At 39.9% G+C, this 18,529-nt stretch carries 13 protein-coding genes; all 13 read right to left on the reverse strand.

Annotated features, from left to right (window positions below):
• Positions 1-30: 30 nt before the first annotated feature.
• The 13 genes from BM000_RS01165 to BM000_RS01225 all read right to left on the reverse strand — a co-directional run bounded on the left by BM000_RS01165 (position 31) and on the right by BM000_RS01225 (position 18,522).
• On the reverse strand, positions 31-3,321 hold the full coding sequence (locus BM000_RS01165) for a DUF5107 domain-containing protein (protein WP_091493827.1): 3,291 nt from the start codon (positions 3,319-3,321) through the stop codon (positions 31-33).
• A 333-nt stretch (positions 3,322-3,654) separates the two neighbouring features.
• Positions 3,655-4,428 carry a DeoR/GlpR family DNA-binding transcription regulator gene (locus BM000_RS01170; protein ID WP_091493829.1) on the reverse strand — a complete coding sequence of 258 codons (774 nt, stop codon included), beginning with the start codon at positions 4,426-4,428 and terminating at the stop codon, positions 3,655-3,657.
• A gap of 172 nt (positions 4,429-4,600) precedes the next feature.
• Positions 4,601-5,428, reverse strand: coding sequence for a rhamnulose-1-phosphate aldolase (gene rhaD / locus BM000_RS01175; RefSeq protein WP_091493832.1), 828 nt, complete (start codon positions 5,426-5,428; stop codon positions 4,601-4,603).
• A 133-nt stretch (positions 5,429-5,561) separates the two neighbouring features.
• Entirely contained in the window at positions 5,562-6,707 is a 1,146-nt protein-coding gene (locus BM000_RS01180; protein ID WP_091493835.1) for an iron-containing alcohol dehydrogenase, read from the reverse strand.
• Positions 6,708-6,850: 143 nt separating this feature from the next.
• Positions 6,851-8,116: an L-rhamnose isomerase gene (gene rhaA, locus BM000_RS01185; RefSeq protein ID WP_091493837.1), complete on the reverse strand. Its 1,266-nt coding sequence runs from the start codon at positions 8,114-8,116 to the stop codon at positions 6,851-6,853.
• Positions 8,117-8,134: 18 nt separating this feature from the next.
• Positions 8,135-9,529 (reverse strand): rhamnulokinase, encoded by a 1,395-nt coding sequence (rhaB, locus tag BM000_RS01190; protein ID WP_091493840.1) that lies wholly within the window; start codon positions 9,527-9,529, stop codon positions 8,135-8,137.
• A gap of 172 nt (positions 9,530-9,701) precedes the next feature.
• Entirely contained in the window at positions 9,702-10,679 is a 978-nt protein-coding gene (locus tag BM000_RS01195; RefSeq protein WP_177178164.1) for an AraC family transcriptional regulator, read from the reverse strand.
• Between the two features lie 789 nt (positions 10,680-11,468).
• Complete coding sequence (locus BM000_RS01200) at positions 11,469-13,448, reverse strand: beta-galactosidase (protein WP_177178165.1); 1,980 nt, start codon at positions 13,446-13,448, stop codon at positions 11,469-11,471.
• Between the two features lie 18 nt (positions 13,449-13,466).
• On the reverse strand, positions 13,467-14,099 hold the full coding sequence (locus tag BM000_RS01205) for a YesL family protein (RefSeq protein WP_091493848.1): 633 nt from the start codon (positions 14,097-14,099) through the stop codon (positions 13,467-13,469).
• Between the two features lie 74 nt (positions 14,100-14,173).
• Positions 14,174-15,019, reverse strand: a complete 846-nt coding sequence (locus BM000_RS01210) for a carbohydrate ABC transporter permease (RefSeq protein WP_091493851.1) — start codon at positions 15,017-15,019, stop codon at positions 14,174-14,176.
• A gap of 1 nt (position 15,020) precedes the next feature.
• Positions 15,021-15,950: a carbohydrate ABC transporter permease gene (locus BM000_RS01215; protein WP_091493853.1), complete on the reverse strand. Its 930-nt coding sequence runs from the start codon at positions 15,948-15,950 to the stop codon at positions 15,021-15,023.
• 98 nt (positions 15,951-16,048) lie between these two features.
• Entirely contained in the window at positions 16,049-17,344 is a 1,296-nt protein-coding gene (locus BM000_RS01220; RefSeq protein WP_091493856.1) for an ABC transporter substrate-binding protein, read from the reverse strand.
• A 293-nt stretch (positions 17,345-17,637) separates the two neighbouring features.
• Positions 17,638-18,522 carry a carbohydrate ABC transporter permease gene (locus BM000_RS01225; RefSeq protein ID WP_091493859.1) on the reverse strand — a complete coding sequence of 295 codons (885 nt, stop codon included), beginning with the start codon at positions 18,520-18,522 and terminating at the stop codon, positions 17,638-17,640.
• Between the last annotated feature and the right edge of the window lie 7 nt (positions 18,523-18,529).

An 18,529-nucleotide genomic window follows, 5' to 3' on the forward strand; every position in this document is an offset into this window, starting at 1 on the left:
CGTTCACTCTTTCCTAGCATAAGGGTGTTATTATATGCTAAATTGTTTAGTCAATAATTTCTGCAAATAACAGGCGGATTGATCAGCTGGGTTAATAGCTAACGCCCGTTGATTATTCTCATTTGCCTGTTGGTAATCCTGAAGACCGTAGAACCCAAGTGCTCTAACATAATGACAATAGCATTGATGCAACTTAGTTAAATCATCATGGTATAAAACATTGGCTGGTAATGAAACAGCAAAGTAATCATAAGTCACATCCTTTGCAAGCTGCTCTGTCCCAAATGTAATGAGCTTGTGAAAACAGGCTTGCGCTCTATCCACTTCCCCTAATGCTTGATGTGCAAGACCAATATAGAGAATGTTCTCTGCTGATTGATCGTTATAGTAGATAACGGGTTCAGGATCCGTACTCCCGTAAGTTGCTAAGCGATAGTGCGCCATAGCTTGGTGATCATCACCAAGTTGTTGATAAGCATTCGCCAAATAATAGTGGGTTCGATTGTCAAAATGACTCGGAAGCTTTCCTTCACCCAAATTCTCTGGACGAGTTAATGCCAACTTTAGACAGGCAATTGCCTGAGCAGGATCCGTTGCGATTTGGTCTATAGCAAGCATGGTTAAGCAATAGACAAATTGTGTTGTCACTTTGCCTTCACCACCCTCCCATGGATGGAACTGATGTTTTTCAATTGCTGCATAAACAGCTTGGTGATAGCCTGCTATATTTTGCAATGACAGATATTCAATTAATAAATCATCACGCGTAGCCACTAATTCACGCTGTTGGTCGAGTTGGTTAAGTCGGGATTGAACACTGTGGCCGAGCCGCTTTTTTAAACTATCTAACTCCAATAGTAACCGCGCGTCATTCCGATCAAGTGCGACAGCCTTTTCAATTGCAGCTAATGCCCCAGTTTCATCAGCTCTTACATTGTAATAGGAGAATGACAGGTTACGAAAAACAGTCGGGAAATCAGGTAATTGCTCTGCACAGCGCTCCCAAAGCCGAATGGCCTCCTGATGTCGTTTTTTATCGTAATAAAGATTAGCTAAATAATAATGCGCACGTGGCGCAGCACTTTTGGCAATGACTGCTTCTAGAACGCGGAGATCGATTAACGTATTAGGAAAACAATAACTAGGCTTACATGCTTCTGCTTTCTCAATTAACTGGTCTGCCTTTTGCTTCTGACCAAGCAATAAAAATAGGTATGCTTGGTAATAAAGGTTAAGTGGATCGGCAACTGGACAGGTCGTGAGAATCGTCATGGCTTCATCAAAGCAGCCATACTCCATATAATCTCGTGCAAGTACGCGGAACTTAATCGGATCGGCTTGCATATGTGTCAGCCAAATTGCATACTTATCTGAGTCAAGCTTTCCCCATTCGTACCAAACGGTCAGATCAAGTGGATCAATGTCGACCCCAGCCTGAAGTTTTACCACCAGCTCAGTCTGCCTTGAGCGCAATAAACGTAATTGTAAGCCTCGCGCTTTCATATGATGTTTATTCAAATACAGTGCCTGTTCAATAAAACCCTCAGCCTCTGCAAGGTCTTGTTTTCTATACGCCAAGCAGGCTAAGTAATACAGTGCTTTACTCTTATAATCATCATTCCAGCTTGCTTTGTAAAAAGCAGCATAGCTTTCAGCATCACGATCTTGCCTAAACAGGCTAAGTCCTAAGTTAAAATAGACTTCACCAGAGAGAGGGTTCGGTGATCGCCACGTTTGCCTTGCGATTGCACGACGAAAATGTTGTTCGCTCTGCTTGAATTTTCCTTGTCGATATAAATACAAGCCGTAACCGTTATTCAAGCGAATATCCTGTGTATCTCGACGCAATCCTTCTACATAATAATGTTCTGCTTCAAGGGTGGCATGGTGATATTGCTCAATATGCGTAGCTGCTAAAAAAAGTTCTTCTGTTGATTTAAGTGAGCTCGGCTCAGGTAACGGCTCGGCAGCTTCTGGTAATGGGGGAACTGCTTCTGGTTGACCACGATAGCTGAGCAGCACTTGTCCAGTTTGATTCGTTAAGACGATCTCAACCGTATCATCGACTTTAGCCACAGTCTCTATTGGTAAGATCGTAGACAGTGATTCAGCAGGGGCTAGGTCGATCGTCAACTGATACAGCTGTTGCTGATTTTGGTAAAGTGTGATACTGCCCTGCTCTATTCTAATACTGGCATACAGCGTTAAGGCCAAACCTTGCTCACTTGGCTCGATATTTAATGCCACATTCTTATTGGCATTCTTGACACGACCAACTGCTTTGTAAGGCATGAAGTATTGGGTGAACGCTTTCTCCTCAAATGGGGCTAGCCAAGAAAAGTCAGGTTGGTTATCGGTAAACACACCTGTCATCAGCTCAATATAAGGGCCATTCTTATCAGTTAACTGCCGATCCCATGCTTGACCAAACTCGCCACTCCCCCAAGTCCATTGCTTCTTACCCGGAGAAAGGTGATGATCGGCCACATGTAACAATCCTGCTTGCTTGGCTTCATCATAATGCCCAATAAAATCATAGTTAGAGGCTGCAGCCATATAGGAAGTAGGCACTTTAATGTTCTTGTATTTGGAAATATCAACACCGGCCGAGTAATCGTATTTATAATAGGTTCCAGTTGCAATTGGAAATGCAGAGACATCGCGCTTGCCGTGATCAAAAACAGCATGAACATCCGGTGGGAATACAGAATAGGTATGATCATTCACGGCAACAGCCGGATTAGCCCACCAGAGAAACGTCTGCGGTATTTCCGTTCGATTATAAAGCTGACCTTTGATCTCCAAATATGCTCGATCAGGGTAAAGCGTAAAGGCAGCCATTCCTTTAGTTCCATACATTTGATCAACTTCACCCATAAAGAGTGTCTTTCTCCCGTCCTCGAATGTCTTCAAGGTATAATTAACGGGCATAAATGTTGTTGGTCGATGATGTTGTGGCCAATTAAACTCGATCCCTCCGGAAATCCACGGACCAGCTAAGCCTACTAACGCTGGCTTAATTACCTCATTATAATAGACAAAGTCATAGTTGTTCGTTTTGTCATAGGCACGTTGAATTCGACCACCAAGCTCAGGAAGAAACATGATTTTTACATATTCATTTTCCAAAAAGATGGCCTGATAAGCTTGATCACGCTTACTACTCTTAACCCCCTCGGTCACAGGCAAGGGATAGACCTTACCGCTACTGCCTTGATAAATTCTTCGTTCAAAAAACAATGGATTAATATTTGGTTCCTCGACCTCATATGTGGGAATGATAACGGTTTCTTCCCACAGCTTTACATCAGCTACTTTCATTAGTTAATCACCCTTCTTAATATAATTAGCGATACTACGTAATCAACCTTGGTTACCTATATTAAGAGTAGCTGATTGGCTGTTTCTTTAACATAGATTATCTTGTTTGAGGATGGATTATTTTGCATAAGTTTTGCACGGGCTGGGGTTAATTCCCTCTAGTTATTAGTTAAAGATTACCTTGACTCACTAATGGCAAAGAGGATTGTCAATTATGAAAGCAGCTAATTAATAAACTGTTAATTTCGCTTTATGAAAAAGACTCTGACATTATCCCTGACACAACAGTGATAACGATAGAGTCTTTATTTATTGGAAAATCATACAGCTTAACTATACATTCGGACTAACAACTTTTAGGTCAGGATTCAACTCATGCACGACTTTTACCCAGTATGCATCTAATGGTTGATTAACAATTAAAGCTTGTGCAGATTCAATACTTGCTAATTTAAAAAAAGCTTGAACACCAAACTTACTATCATCTAATAAAATAAACGATTGTGCACTTATTTCGAGCATTTTCCGTTTAATGATGGCTTGTTGCTCGTTAGATTCCGATAGCCCTCTTTCTGAATGAATACCTTTACATGAGATGAAGGCTTTATCAACAAAGTAATGATCTAGGCCTTTTTCGGTCAAGTGACCAACAAATGACAGTGATTTACTCAGTAGAGTTCCACCTGGACAAACGACCGTTATCTTTGTCTTCTCACTTAATGCAGCCGCAACCTTTAAAGCGTTTGTCACAACTGTTAACGGCATATCGGGCAGAATTTGTGCCATATACCAAGCAGTAGAGCTTGCATCAAGAATAATTGTTTCACCTTGATTGACATGCTGCACTGCCATTCGCGCAATTCTCTTTTTTGCCTCTACGTTAATGACCTCACGCTTAGCGAACGGAATATCACTGTCACCTTTTTTCTCATTGTAAACGGCACCACCATGACTCCTAATTAAGTGGCCATCCTTTTCAAGTCTTTCTAAATCTCGGCGAATGGTTTCCTCAGTAACGGAGAACAGCTGGCTTAATTCAGTAACCTTTACTGTTTTTTTATCTGTTATTTGCTCAACAATTTTTTGATGTCGCTCTGCTACTAGCATCGTTCTCTTCCTTCCTAATCACTAGCATAATATACCCCCTACCCTTTAATTGGTTAACTAGGGGTTGTCTCTTTATGATAGCATTGATAGCTTAAAATGAATATAGCCAACCAATCCGCCAGCAACCTACAATGTTAAAAAAGCTAGTTATCCATAGTACGTTAACTTGCCCTTACATATAATTTGGATTAGGCGTTACATTAAACGCAGCTGCTAAGTCCATTAGCTCTTGATCCGTAATCGACTGTTGCACACCACCTTGATGGGCAGAAACCAGCATATAAACTTGAGCAGCTTTCTCTGCTGTTTCAATTAAGCCAAAAGCATCATCGATTGATGACCCTGCTCCAAAAATGCCATGGTGTGGCCAGACAACTAAGCGATGGTCTCCCATGGCTTTTGCCGTCGCTTCACCAATTTGTGAAGTTCCTGGTACCATCCATGGTAACAACGCTACCCCTTCAGGAAAAACAACCACACATTCCGTACACATTTGCCACAATGTCTTGGTAAACGCTTTTGCCGTGAGCTCATGAACAAAAGTCATGGCGATCACATTGGTTGTATGCGTGTGCATGATAACACGATGCTTTGGATCTTGTTCTAGCCGAGTGATATGACTCATAAAGTGAGACGCGAGCTCACTTGTCGGCTTCCCACCATTACTTAATCCCCACAACAGGTCAATCGACTGTCCGTTCTCCGATACCTTAATAATTGCTAGTGTATCCTCTGGATCTTTCGCAATGTTTTTAAAATACTTCCCTGAACCGGTAACAATAAAGTATAAGTTTGCAAGTGGTTTAACTGGAAAGTCTAAGTCAATCTGCCTTTTCACCTGATTTGGATCAAGAAATTCTAAAATATCATCCTCAGGAATAATTAAACTAACATTCCCACCATTTGCCTCATCCCAGCCATTCCGCCACATCGCTTGGGTAATAGTCATCATTTCTTGTACAAAAACAGCTTGTTTTAGGTCTTTTTTTTGTTTAATCATGCTATGTATCCCTCATTTCTTGTCATTACTTTTATTTTAGCGCACAAAACCATAAAATACAATAAAAACAAAAGAAAAACAAAGTATATCTTTTGTTTTTCTTTTGTTAAGAGCGCTTATATCTAGCACAGTTCTATAAAATTTGCTTAAACATGGCGATAACCTCTGCTTTAGTTGGAATAAATGGATTACCTGGTGCACAAGCATCTTGCATCGCATGAGTGGCAAGCTTGTCTAAGTCGACCTCGTTAACCCCTAACTCAGCTAAAGTAGTTGGGATACCTACCGTTTTGGCTAGCTCAGTAATCGCCTCAATTACTCTATCAGCACATTGTCCGGCTGTTTTACCAGTAGTGGTAATGCCAATCGCTTCTGCTATCGCAATGAATTTGCTGGGATCACGCTTTGCGTTTTCACGCTCTACAATTGGTAACAGCATTGCGTTACAAACGCCATGCGGTAAATCATAGACACCACCTAACTGGTGTGCCATTGCATGAACATAACCTAGCCCAGCATTATTAAAGGCTAGACCTGCTAAGAACATGGCATAAGCAAGCTGCTCTCTCGCTTCAATATCGAGACCGTCTGCAACAGCTCTCGGTAAATATTGAAAGATTATTTTTACAGCAGCAAGAGCAGTTGCATCAGTAATGGCATACGCACCCGGTGTGACAATGGCTTCAATAGCATGTGTTAATGCATCCATGCCAGTAGCGGCTGTTAAGTCACGCGGTTTATTAACCATCAGCTCGGGATCATTGACTGAGATTGCTACTAAACTATTCTTATCAACCATCACCATCTTCACTTGACGCTCTTCATCGGTAATGACATAATTTATCGTATACTCAGCGGATGTTCCAGCTGTTGTATTGACTGCAACGGTTGGAACTGTCTTATTCTTCGTCTTGTGCACGCCTTCAAAGTCCTTTACATTACCACCATTGGTAATGAGCAAACCAATCGCCTTACCTGCATCTTGTGGTGAGCCACCACCGACAGAGACGATGAAATCACAATTAGCTTCTTTAAAGACTGCTACACCCTTAGTTACATTCGCAACAGTTGGGTTCGGTTTTACTTGATCATAAATGACATAGTCTGTATTTGCTTGGGTAAGCTGCTCGGTTACCTTTGCCACTATGCCGCTTTGATTTAAATACTTATCCGTGACCACAAGTGCTTTTGTGCCACCTAATTGCTTAATAAATGGTGCGAGTTCGCCTAAACACCCTTTCCCAACTAAATTTGTGCTTGGTACATACAATACGCCCATAATCAAATCCTCCTTTTAAATGTTCATCACTTCACATAATTATATATAAAATAAAACAGACTATTCTGGTGGTTCTAACCAGTCTTTGTTAAGTACCTGTCTGTTTTATTTAATATTGTCTTGTTAGCGTTGATAAATCAGGCTCAAGATTTGTTAGCCCGCTTGACCAGAACGTCATCCTCATACTTGTTTACATGATCAAGCCAGTCAAGTCCAGCTGGTACATCCATGCGTTCACAATAATAATCCCAAACTGCTCCAAACGGATAGCTTTTAAATTCTTCAAGTACGGCTAAACGCTTCGTATAATCTCCTTGTTCTTGATAGACTTTGAGCTGATCATTTGGCATAAGCAGTGCGTATAGTAATGCTTTAATCATATTTCTTGTACCAATCGTCCAAGCAGCAACACGATTAATACTCGCATCAAAGAAGTCTAGCCCAATGAGGACGTTATTTAAGGCATCATTACGTACAATCTCTAAGCCAATCTCTTTTAACTCATCATCAAAAGAAACGACATGGTCACTATCCCAACGAACGGGCCGGGAAACATGTAAGGCAACTTTGTCACTAAATAATAATAACGCTGAAATCTTGTTTGACACCATTTCAGTTGGATGATAATGCCCTGTATCCAACAAGCACAGCTTATTATTCTGAACTGCGTACCCTAAGTAGAATTCATGTGATCCAACGACATACGCCTCTGAACCAATCCCAAATAGCTTACTTTCAACTGCATCAAGGTTATACGTAGAATCAATTTCTTCTGAAAAAATGGTATCGAGCGATTCCTTTAATCGCTTACGTGGGCCCAGTCGATCAGAAGGTGTATCCTTATATCCATCAGGAATCCAAATGTTTGTTAACACTGGTGAACCAAGTTCTTTACCAATATGTTCGGCGATTCGGCGACTTGCTTGACAATGTCGAATCCAAAAGTCTCGAATGCTTTGATCTGGGTGTGATAGCGTCAGACCATCATCAGCTTTAGGATGTGAGAATAACGTTGGATTAAAATCAATACCAAGCTGATGCTTTTTTGCCCAGTCAATCCAATTTTGAAAATGGTGTGGCTTTAATTGATCACGTTCGACAATTTCACCATTTGTTTCAGCATAAATAGCATGTAGATTAATTCGATGCTGACCAGGGATGAGCTTTAATGCTTGTTCAATATCTTGCCGCAGCTCTTCAGGTGTTGTTGCTTTACCAGGATAATTCCCAGTTACATCGATCCCCCCCGATAGCGCTTGCTTATTTACCTCAAACCCGCCAACATCATCACCTTGCCAGCAATGAATCGAGATGGGAACCTGTTTTAATTTAGCCAAAGCAGCGTCAACGTCAATACCCCAGCTTTCATATTGTGCCTTTGCTAATTGATAGCGTTGTTCAATCGTCATTGTTGTTGTCCTCCTTATTTAATACTTGTTAATTGGGAATGAATCCTTAATAATTCGTCTAGCCTGGTCAAGACTAGCTACTTTGTTAAGCGCTAATAGCTGGACAACCAAATTACCAATTGCTGTCGCCTCAATGGGCCCTGCATAGACAGCTTTACCCGTATAGTCAGCAAGTAGTTCATTTAACCATTCGTTCTGACTACCCCCACCAATAATATGGATCGAGTTGTATTTCTTGTCAGCTATTTGCTCAATCTCCTGAACCGTCTGCTCGTAGCTCCTCGCTAAACTCATAAAAATCGTCCGAGCAATCTGTCCCGGCGTTTCTGGAACTTGTTGCTTGCTTTCTCGACATGCTGCTTGGATTTGGCTAATCATATTATCTGGACTTAGAAATCGGTTATCATTCACAGCTACAATACTATTAAAATTATGCTCTCTCTTAGCTAAGTCGACAAAGCTACTAAATGAGTAGCAATCATTATACAAGCGCTTTACCTCTTGAATCATCCATAAACCCATTATGTTCTTTAAGAAGCGATAGCGATAATCAAGTCCACCTTCATTGGTAAAGTTACGTGCTAACGCTTGTGCTGAATTAATCGGCTGCATTGTCTCAATGCCCATAAGTGACCATGTGCCCGAGCTTAAATAAATGGTATCCTCTTGTTCAGGGACAGCGATAATGGCCGATCCAGTATCATGTGTTGCTGGTAAAATAACATCAAAGCTAATGCCCCATTCCGCAATTAATGAAGCTTTTATTGGTCCAAGATTTTTTTTCGGAAGCGCAATTGGTTGAAAGATTTGCAGCGGTAAATCTAAGCGGTTAAGTAAAGCGAAATCCCAATCCCTGGTCTCAAGATTAATCAACTGAGTTGAAGTGGCATTGGTGTACTCGTTAACCTTTTGTCCAGTTAGTAAAAAATTCAAATAATCAGGCAACATCAAGAATGTCTTAGCTTGCTCAATTAATTCAGGTTGCTGAGCCTGCAGTGCCTTTAGCTGGTAGATTGTATTAAATGGCTGAAATTGAATGCCGGTTCGGTTATAGAGACTGTCACGATCTACCTCTGCTAACACCTGTTCCATAACCCCATCTGTACGACGATCACGATAAGCAACTGCTGGTGTCACCCGCTCATCGTCCTCATTCAATAGGACAAAATCAACTGCCCATGTATCAATTGCTAGACTTTCAGGACGATAATTCGCCTCGATTGCAGCCTTAACACCGGCTTTAATCGACTGAAATAAAAAATCAATATCCCAGCACAAATAACCAGCCTGCCTAATCATTTGATTGTTAAAGCGATATATTTCTTTAAGTACAAGTTTTTCTTGGTCAAGAAAACCGGCCATCAGCCGGCCACTTGACGCACCAATATCTACTGCTAAATGACAATTAATCACGACAATCACCTCTTTTTGTAACCGTTCTCTTACTTAATAAAGTAACGGAATACGGTGATTAAAGCTATAACCTTACTTGACTGAAAAACTGTCCTTATTTGCATTACTCTTTCAAGCAATTGTAACCCGAAGTCAAAGGGGGCTAATCTATTTGTAATGGAAAAATCTTAGCTTAATTCGCTACTTCGGCTAGTTTTTTTCTAAATTGCCTTGGTGTACATCCCTTTGTTGTTTTGAAAAGGCGATAAAAATAACTAATGTTTTCATAACCTATTTCATAGGCAATTTGCTCAACAGAATAGTCGGTATTTGTTAGCAGAAATTCAGCTTGATTTAAGCGCTTTTCTTGAAGAAGCGTCTTAAATGTTTGCCCAGTCGCTTGCTTGATCAACTTACTCAATCGATCAATCGTAAACCTATTTTCACTGGCAAAGTGTGATAATTGTGCAGTTTGATAAGACTGTTCGATATAGTTTAATACGCCGAATACAAGATGATGATGAGTAGGTCGATTTGGTTGATGTTCAACCAGATGAGCTTGTTTAATGAGTTCAATCATTAATAAGCCCATTTGAAATTTCACTTTTGCTTCTGATAGGAGACCGGGCTCCATCATCTCAACAATTATGTTCTGAAAAATCTCCTGAATCTCAGCAACAGCTGCCACTCGATAAAGTAAATATTGACCAGAATTATCTTGATTGAAGATACTATTTATTAAAAATTGAATGATCGTATAGTTACCAGAGTCTGTAATAAATTGCTGAATCATTTGATTAAAAAACACGGGATCAATAATAAAATTAATAATAATATCATGATGCTGACAAGGTTCGAGAGCATGCTCAATATGTTGATTAAGAAATAATAATTCACCTTGCTGCAAAACAATCTCATCTTGCCCTACCTGCTGGGTTAATTGCCCATGATAGACATAATTTATTTCAATATAGTCGTGTTTATGGGGCGGAAAAGCAATAAAACGTGGATGTTTACGAATGTCAATTCGTTTTTGATGGTGAAGAAACTTAGCTCGTTCAATAACAAATTCTGTTTGGGAGGTATAGACACTTCGATTAATTTCGATTTGTTTTAAAATCTGTTCTTCCTCGTCAGTTAATTGAAATAGCTCTGCAAATGTGAATACCACCCGAATCACTCCTGTCTAGTAAATTAATCTAGCTATTATTATACTAGCAAAGGACCTGTTTGATAACAGCTCTATTCAAAATATGCTATTGAATAAGGGCTTTAGCTAGTTAATTATATTTAATATCTTAATTATATTAGTTACTCAACTTTCGCAGCGTAAAATTACAGTCTACCCACTGCTCTGAGCGTCTAAATAGCCAATTACATACTTATATAGACGTTTAATTGCATGTAAGTTTTGTGACAGAAGAACGACTCCGCGTTGGGAAGGGAGGGAGCTTAAGTATTAAAAACAATCCTATCTGAAACACTCTTCAAAGCTAATAAATGGATGGATGGATTTTGTTACGATACGGTTGAAAATCATGTGATCTCCATCAATAAAAGCTCATAATGAAGTAAAAGGTGTCAATGGATAAAGCAGCATCAGTCCGAAGATCCACTTGTAAGGCATGCTAGACTAAACCCATCACGTCCTTAAGAAGGGTTACAGACTAAGACCGCCACGTCGTGTGGCAACGTCTGTATGACCTACATCCTGTAGGACCGAGGCGATCCCCCGGCTAGAGCTACACCGTTTTTGCGACTTAAGGAGCTAAAACGTATGTTGCTTTTGTGCCGTGGTAAAAGCGAATTGATTGACGCCTTGAGCGTAAACTGAGTTGGGATCATTTATTTAGAGACAATAGTCAAGTTCTATACTTAATTCTAGCTATTATGCGATGACATTGGAGTTGTTCACTTTTTTAAACTGCGAAAGTTGAGTTAGTTAGTTTAACAGTACGACTTATTTTTGGGACAAGACTCGATAACCAAACGGCTCAATTACATGCTTACCTACGCCAAGCTGCTTATCACTAAGTAATTCTCGCCATTCTTTTTCTAACACAAGACTACGTGGCTGATCTGAGAAATTAACTAGCCAGTATTGTAAAGCGCCTTGGTTCGTCTTTCTTTTTATAATAACAATCTCTTCGGCGACTTGAGCGACATGCTTCGCCATATACGGTTTAGCATAGTTTTCAATCACGACTTGTAAAGCGTTTTGTTCAAGCACTGTGCCTACCATAACAATTTTCCCTTTTCCAAGTGCTCGTTCAATTAGAAAAGCCTTGCCTTGCGCCTGTCCTGCTGTCACTTTCCCGTGTACGATGACATCGTCCTCAACCGTAAACAAACTAGAAAGTCCGCTAAGTTCGACTGATGTGCCAAAAGCCTCACCCTTGTGACCGCTCCCTGTCGTAGGAAACTGCATCATTTCCTTAACACCAGCTAGCTCCGTTAACGCACCCAATCCGCTATCTGTGTGCCAAGTGTGCTCCTCGGTACGATCTCCGGTCATTGGACCGGCAATCCAGATACCACCTTGTGCAACAAACTTGATAACCTTTTCTAGAAATTGATCCGAAATATAATGCACATATGGGGTAATCAAGAGCTCAGTTTCAGCTAGATTATGACCTTCTGGTACCAGCTTCCGTTCAATATTAAGGGCTAAAAGTCCCTGATAAAAAGAAGTCACCAGCGTTTTATAATCATAGTCCTCTCCAGGCTCAACGGTCAGAAACGACCGCGCTCGATCAGAGTAAGTTAATGCTACACGTGGTTCCATAACCTCTGAACTCTCTAGTAATGGTCTTAACTGCTCAATAAGTTCCCCCACTTGCTTTGCCGGCTGATAACCAATTGTCGGCTCACCCCATGAACTGACAATCGAGCCATGGGGCTGTTCACAGCCAGATTTTTGCCCTCTAAACAACCAATAGCTGAATGCCTCGACTCCCGAAGCAAATGTTGCAAAGCTCTCCGCTTGAAGATAACCAGCAGGATGTAGCAGCCCATATAAATCAAGATGCCCGTTATGAGACGTGCTTGTTTCTAATAGCATCGTTCGCCTTGTATCATTTTTCATATAGCGCCAGCGCTCTTGGTTCATCATAAAACCAGGGTGTTTACCTGCCGGTGTATATGTATCAAAGCTAATAAAGTCAAGCTGGTCAGCAAGCAGTTCATTATCCAAATCAAAGAACATACTTGAATTATGCGTAACAGGAATTGGTGAAATTTTTTTAATCACCTTTGTTTGCTCAGCCGCAAATTCAGCCAGCTTTGCATGAGTAAAGGCCAAATAATTCTGTTGTAAAGAGCTGTTATGTAAAAAGGGTGTGGATACCGGTTGCACCACTTGCTCAAAACTCTGGTAATGTTGACTCCAGATTGCCGTTCCCCAAGCATTATTTAGCGTGTCAATTGTTCCATACTTGCTCGCTAACCACTTATGCCACTCCTGCTTACAGGTTTCACAATAACATGGACCGACGTGACACTTAAATTCGTTATCAAGCTGAATGGCTACAACATGATTGAATTGGGCAACAGCAGCAATCATTTGTTCCACCAGAATAGCGGCTCGCTCGCGAAAATATCGGTTGTTAGTACAAATATGCTGTCTTGACCCATGAACCATTGTAACCCCTTGATGATTTCGATGGAGCCGCTCTGGGTAATTGGCAGTCAACCAAATTGGTGGTGTTGGTGTCGGCGTACAAATAATGACATCAATTTCATGTTCTGCTAAGCTAGTCAATGTCTCAGTTAGCACGGAAAAATCAAATTGATTAGGGGCTGGTTCAAAGGTAGACCAAGCAAATTCACCAATCCGGGCTAGGTTCATGCCTAACTTTTTCATTTCTTTAATATCCTGCTCAGTTGTTTCTCGATCCCATAGTTCTGGATATAACGCTGCTCCATAGTAGATTTTGTTCAAAAAAATGACCACCTTTCCTTAATTAGCAGAAGCTTGATAAACGTCAACACGTGTAAACACTGTTAAGGCTAATTTCATCATTAACGCCCCTGGAATACTGACTGCAAAAAATAGGAGTAGCCCAGGAAAAGCACTGAAGAGAAAATACGTTAACACAAAGACCAGTATCATAAATAAAGCGTAATGAAAATGCGCCAGCCCTATCAAGAGTGCATACTTAAAATAATTAATAAATGTTGTCTGATAATGGGTAAATGCCGGAAATACAAACAAAAAAACAATGAAGAGCAAGCTTATGATAATCGTATAAAGGATAGACATTACGATAAATAATGATGATGGGAGGTATCGTAACGTCAGCATACCAGATCCGATAAAGCCAAACACTAGTAAAAACACGAGACTTAGCCCGTTCGCCGTTATAAAATTGGCCTTAAAAGCATGCAAAAAGGTTTTAAACATGGCTACATCAAAATTCTTTTCATGGTAAATTTTACGTAAGACTGTTAGCATCGCTATTGTTGCTGGTGCCCAGCCAAACAGAACCATTCCGCCAATCGTAAAAAGTAGCCAAAGTGTATTCAACCAAGCTAATGTAACAACCCATTCAAATAAATAATTAATTGATCCGCGCAGTCCAGTCAGTTTCAAATTAGTTGTCCTCCTAACCTTTTTTATCTGAAATAGAATCAAGAGTTAACGAATGTTAACCCTTGAAGCAAATACTATTTAAGTCCAGTAGTAGCAATACCTTGGACCAAATGTTTCTGAAAAAAAGCAAAAATCAACAGTTGAGGCAATAATGACAATGATGACATTGCCAATAATGGCCCCCAAGATGTACTACCCTGAGTATCCATGAAATTTCTCAACGCAATTGTTACCGTATGCAAAGTTGAGTTATTTAAGTAAATAAGTGGCGCTAAGAAGTCATCCCATGTCCACATAAAGCTAAATAAAGCTACTGTTACTAACGCTGGGCGCAACAATGGCAAGATAATGCGCCAGTAAATCCCCATTTTTGAGCAACCATCAACAATAGCGGCTTCATCCAGCTCCCTAGGTATACCTCTAATAAACTGAATGAGTAAGAAGATGAAGAAGGGTTGACCACCCATTAAACCAGGAAGTAATAAAGGATAGAATGTATTTACCCAACCTACTTCATTAAAAATAATATATTGCGGAATTAGCGTAATTTGCACGGGCAGCATGATTGTTGCCATTAAACAAGCAAACAGCGCATTTTTAAACTTAAATTCTAAGCGGGCAAACCCATATGCGACAATACTACCCGTTAATAGCGTTCCGACGACAACGATGGACGTTACAATGACTGAGTTTCTAAAATAAGTTGCAAAGCCAATGCCACCGAATCCCGCCCAGCCTGCTGAATAGTTCTCCCACATAAGCTGACTTGGGATAAGAGAGATTGCATTATTGAATATTTCAGTTGCTGGTTTTAGCGAGCTCGCCATCATCCAAAGGATTGGATAGATCATCGCAATTCCAATTCCACTGACAAAAACGTAAAAGATACTGTTACTAAGAAGGCCTTTTTTTGTTTGCATCTTAGCGACCTCCTTCTGATTGATAAAAAACCCAGTATTTTGAAGTCAAGAAGAAGATTGATGTAATGACAGCTATGATAATTAATAATACCCACGCCATTGCTGAAGCATAGCCCATTCTTAAGTATTCAAATGCCGTTTCGTAGAGATACACGGCATAGAATAAAGTTTCGTCTAGTGGACCGCCACCTGTAATTAAATAAGACTGCGTGAAAGTCATAAATCCTTGAATTGTCTGCATGACAAGGTTAAAAAAGATAACTGGCGTTAGCATTGGTAATGTTATACTGAAAAATTGTCTAATTTTAGTAGCACCATCCACACTGGCTGCTTCGTAAAGCTCAAGTGGTATTTGCCTTAGACCTGCAAGAAAGATTATCATTGGCGAGCCAAACTGCCAGATTACCAATAAGATAAGTACAGATAATGCTGTATTAGGGTTTCCAATCAAATTCGCATCGGTAATATTTAGTGCCGATAGGATTTGAGTAATAGCACCCTGACGTCCAAATAGTTGACGCCACACGACCGCAATTGCAACACTTCCACCAATGATTGAAGGCACGTAATAGACAGCTGCAAATAATGAGCTCCCTTTCCTACCTGTATTAAACAGAAGTGCCAAAGCTAAGGCAAAGATCAGCTTCAATGGTACAGATATGAACACAAATTTAAAGGTGACTTCTAATGATTTTAAAAACCGTCCGTCACTTAATAAATTTTGATAATTAGCTAATCCGACCCAATTTGGAGCAGATAATAAGTTGTAGTCTGTGAAAGATAAGTATAGCGATGCAAGCATTGGTCCGAGTATTAATAAAATAAAGCCAATTAACCACGGTGAAATACTTAAATAACCAGACAGATTGTCAGCACGTAAATTTCTAGATTCTAAACTTAAACTAGCAGGAATTTTTTTCTCTTTTTCCATTTTTATTCACCACCATACTTTAGTAGTTCAACGAGCTTGATCTCTTCACTTAATGGTAGATAAGGGCGACACGTTATAAAAACGATCGCCCACTTACCTTAATTTAAAACATTCTCAGCTTGTTGAATGAATTGGCTTGCTGCTTCTTCTGGTGTTACTTGTCCATACTTTAATGATTCAACGATTCGAATAAAAGCGCCCCGCACTTCCGTCTCACCAGGTGGTGAAAGTGGGTCTGAATCTTGCGTGTACTCAGCGACAACTTCTAAAAAGGCAAATGTTTTTTGGACCGGTTCAGAAACGATTTCTACTAAGTGATCACGAACAGCTTGTGAAATCGGCACACCACGCTCTGCTTGTAGGATTTCGTTCGCTTCCAAGTTATTTGTGATAAAATCAATAAACTTAGCTGCTGCTTCCTGCTCAGCTGAATGATTGGTAATAGCAAAAGACATACTTGGACGAATATAGTTTGCATGGACACCGTCTAAAGCTGGCAAAATTGTTAAGTCAAGTTCAAATTGCGTTCCCTGTGAAAGGCCGATTAATTGATTACTTGCTGCTGTTTGGGTCACAGCTGTACCTTCTTGAAGCATTGAGTTACCACCTTCTATATAAGACATCATAATATCATGTGGTGGTGCTGCTTCATCAGCGACCATTTGATGCACCCAATTAAAGTACTCAACCAAAGTTTCTTCGGCAAAACCTAAGCCATCACCAGCTTCGTTGTAGAGGGTCATTCCATTTTGACGGGCATAATTGTTAAACAATTCATATTCTGCATTTGCGAAGTCGTAACCAAAGAATTCGCCGCCATCTTCCTCAATAGCTTCCTTAATAGCGAGATTCATTTCATACAAATCATCATACGTATAACCAGGTTCAAGATTATAGCCATACTCCTCTAACATTTCTGTGTTGTAAACTAAAGATAACGCATTGGCGCCAGATGCGACTGCCAAGACACGATCTCCATCATGATTAATTTCTTGATAGACATCATCCACATCAGATAGATTAATTGTTCCGTCGTCAATAAGTGGTGCTAGATCAATCAGTAATTCATTACTGTTATATTCATTTAAATAAGAGTTGTCCATTGCGATAACGTCAGGAAGGTTACTTCCTGCGGCCTGTGTGTTGAGACGTTCCCAATAACCATCCCATCCGGTATACTCAGGTTGAACATTAATGTCTGGATAGATATCATTAAATAATTCAATTGCTTCTAATGTCATATCATGCCGCTCTTGGTTCCCCCACCAAGCAACACGAATTGTTGTCTCTCCAGCTTGACCTCCATTGTCAGCGTTCCCATTTTCACTATCGCCACCATTACAGGCAGTTAATAAAAATAAACTTACTAAAATTAATAATACATACTTTTTCATCTTTATCCTCCTCGATTAGAAGTAATCGCTTACAATTTTGATTATAACTAACTTGCAATACTGTTAGTAGATAAAAAATGTTAAAAAACTATTAAAAAGTAATCCACTTCTTAATAGTTTTTATAAATATAACTCAACTTTCACACATTGAAAATAGTCATTAATCCTTGATCGTGTTTGGGCGAGTCGCTATGCACTATCTTTAGTTCGCTATTCTAATCGGTGGTACGGTCTTAAATTAGCATTATTATAGCCAAACATTATTTACTTTTTATAAGTTGACATTGTCTGTACTAGCCTTTTACGGAACCAATTAATAAACCTTTAGCGAAGTGCTTCTGTAGGAACGGATAAATTGTCATAATTGGCAAAGTTGCAATAACAATAATAGCCAATTTCATCCCTTCAGCTGGTGGGATATAATCAGGATCTAATGAACCTAATGCATTTGGATCTGACGAAATCGTGACTTGACGTAATAGAAGCTGCAAAGTCCATTTTGAACTATCGTTTAAGTAAAGTAATGGACTCATAAAGTCATTCCAAATACCAACTGCGTAAAAAAGCGCAAATGTAGCTAAAATAGGTTTAGATAGCGGCAGGACAATTCGCCAAAATATTCCTATTTCAGTGGCACCATCAATTTTAGCTGACTCCTCAAGTTCAACTGAAAAATTTTGAAAGAAGTTCTTGATAATAATTAGGTTAAATGGATTAATCGCATTTGGCAGCATTAGTGCCCAATAGGAATCAACTAATCCTAATGCCTGTACGACTAAAAAGGTGGGAATCATGCCACCACTAAATAACATGGCAAAGACAACCATATTAATCAGTAGCTTTCTTCCTCTTAACTGACGCTTTGCTAACGGGTATGCTAATGTAAACGTAAAGAACAGTTGGACAAGCGTCCCAACAGCCGTAACACCAATGGTAACAATAATACTTCTGATAAAGGCTTCTGATGTAAAGATATATCGGTATGCCTCTAGTGTAAATGTTTCTGGAAAGACGAAAAATGCACGGCGTGCTAACTCAGATTCTGTCGCAAATGAACCAGCAACGACATAAACAAATGGCAATAGCGTTATGATTGCAGCGATGCCAAGAAAAATGATATTAATAAAATCGAATACTTTTCCTGGCTTGGTATTGTGTAATTTATGCATATCGCTCATTATTATC

The organism is Amphibacillus marinus (assembly GCF_900110345.1).
In the GTDB taxonomy this organism is placed as follows: domain Bacteria; phylum Bacillota; class Bacilli; order Bacillales; family Amphibacillaceae; genus Amphibacillus_D; species Amphibacillus_D marinus.

Bases quoted from the DNA above. Each gene is read 5' to 3' on its own strand.
- BM000_RS01165 (WP_091493827.1), bottom strand. From the start codon at position 3,321: ATGAAAGTAGCTGATGTAAAGCTGTGGGAAGAAACCGTTATCATTCCC.
- BM000_RS01170 (WP_091493829.1), bottom strand. From the start codon at position 4,428: ATGCTAGTAGCAGAGCGACATCAAAAAATTGTTGAGCAAATAACAGAT.
- rhaD (WP_091493832.1), bottom strand. From the start codon at position 5,428: ATGATTAAACAAAAAAAAGACCTAAAACAAGCTGTTTTTGTACAAGAA.
- BM000_RS01180 (WP_091493835.1), bottom strand. From the start codon at position 6,707: ATGGGCGTATTGTATGTACCAAGCACAAATTTAGTTGGGAAAGGGTGT.
- rhaA (WP_091493837.1), bottom strand. From the start codon at position 8,116: ATGACGATTGAACAACGCTATCAATTAGCAAAGGCACAATATGAAAGC.
- BM000_RS01210 (WP_091493851.1), bottom strand. From the start codon at position 15,019: ATGCAAACAAAAAAAGGCCTTCTTAGTAACAGTATCTTTTACGTTTTT.
- BM000_RS01215 (WP_091493853.1), bottom strand. From the start codon at position 15,950: ATGGAAAAAGAGAAAAAAATTCCTGCTAGTTTAAGTTTAGAATCTAGA.
- BM000_RS01220 (WP_091493856.1), bottom strand. From the start codon at position 17,344: ATGAAAAAGTATGTATTATTAATTTTAGTAAGTTTATTTTTATTAACT.
- BM000_RS01225 (WP_091493859.1), bottom strand. From the start codon at position 18,522: ATGAGCGATATGCATAAATTACACAATACCAAGCCAGGAAAAGTATTC.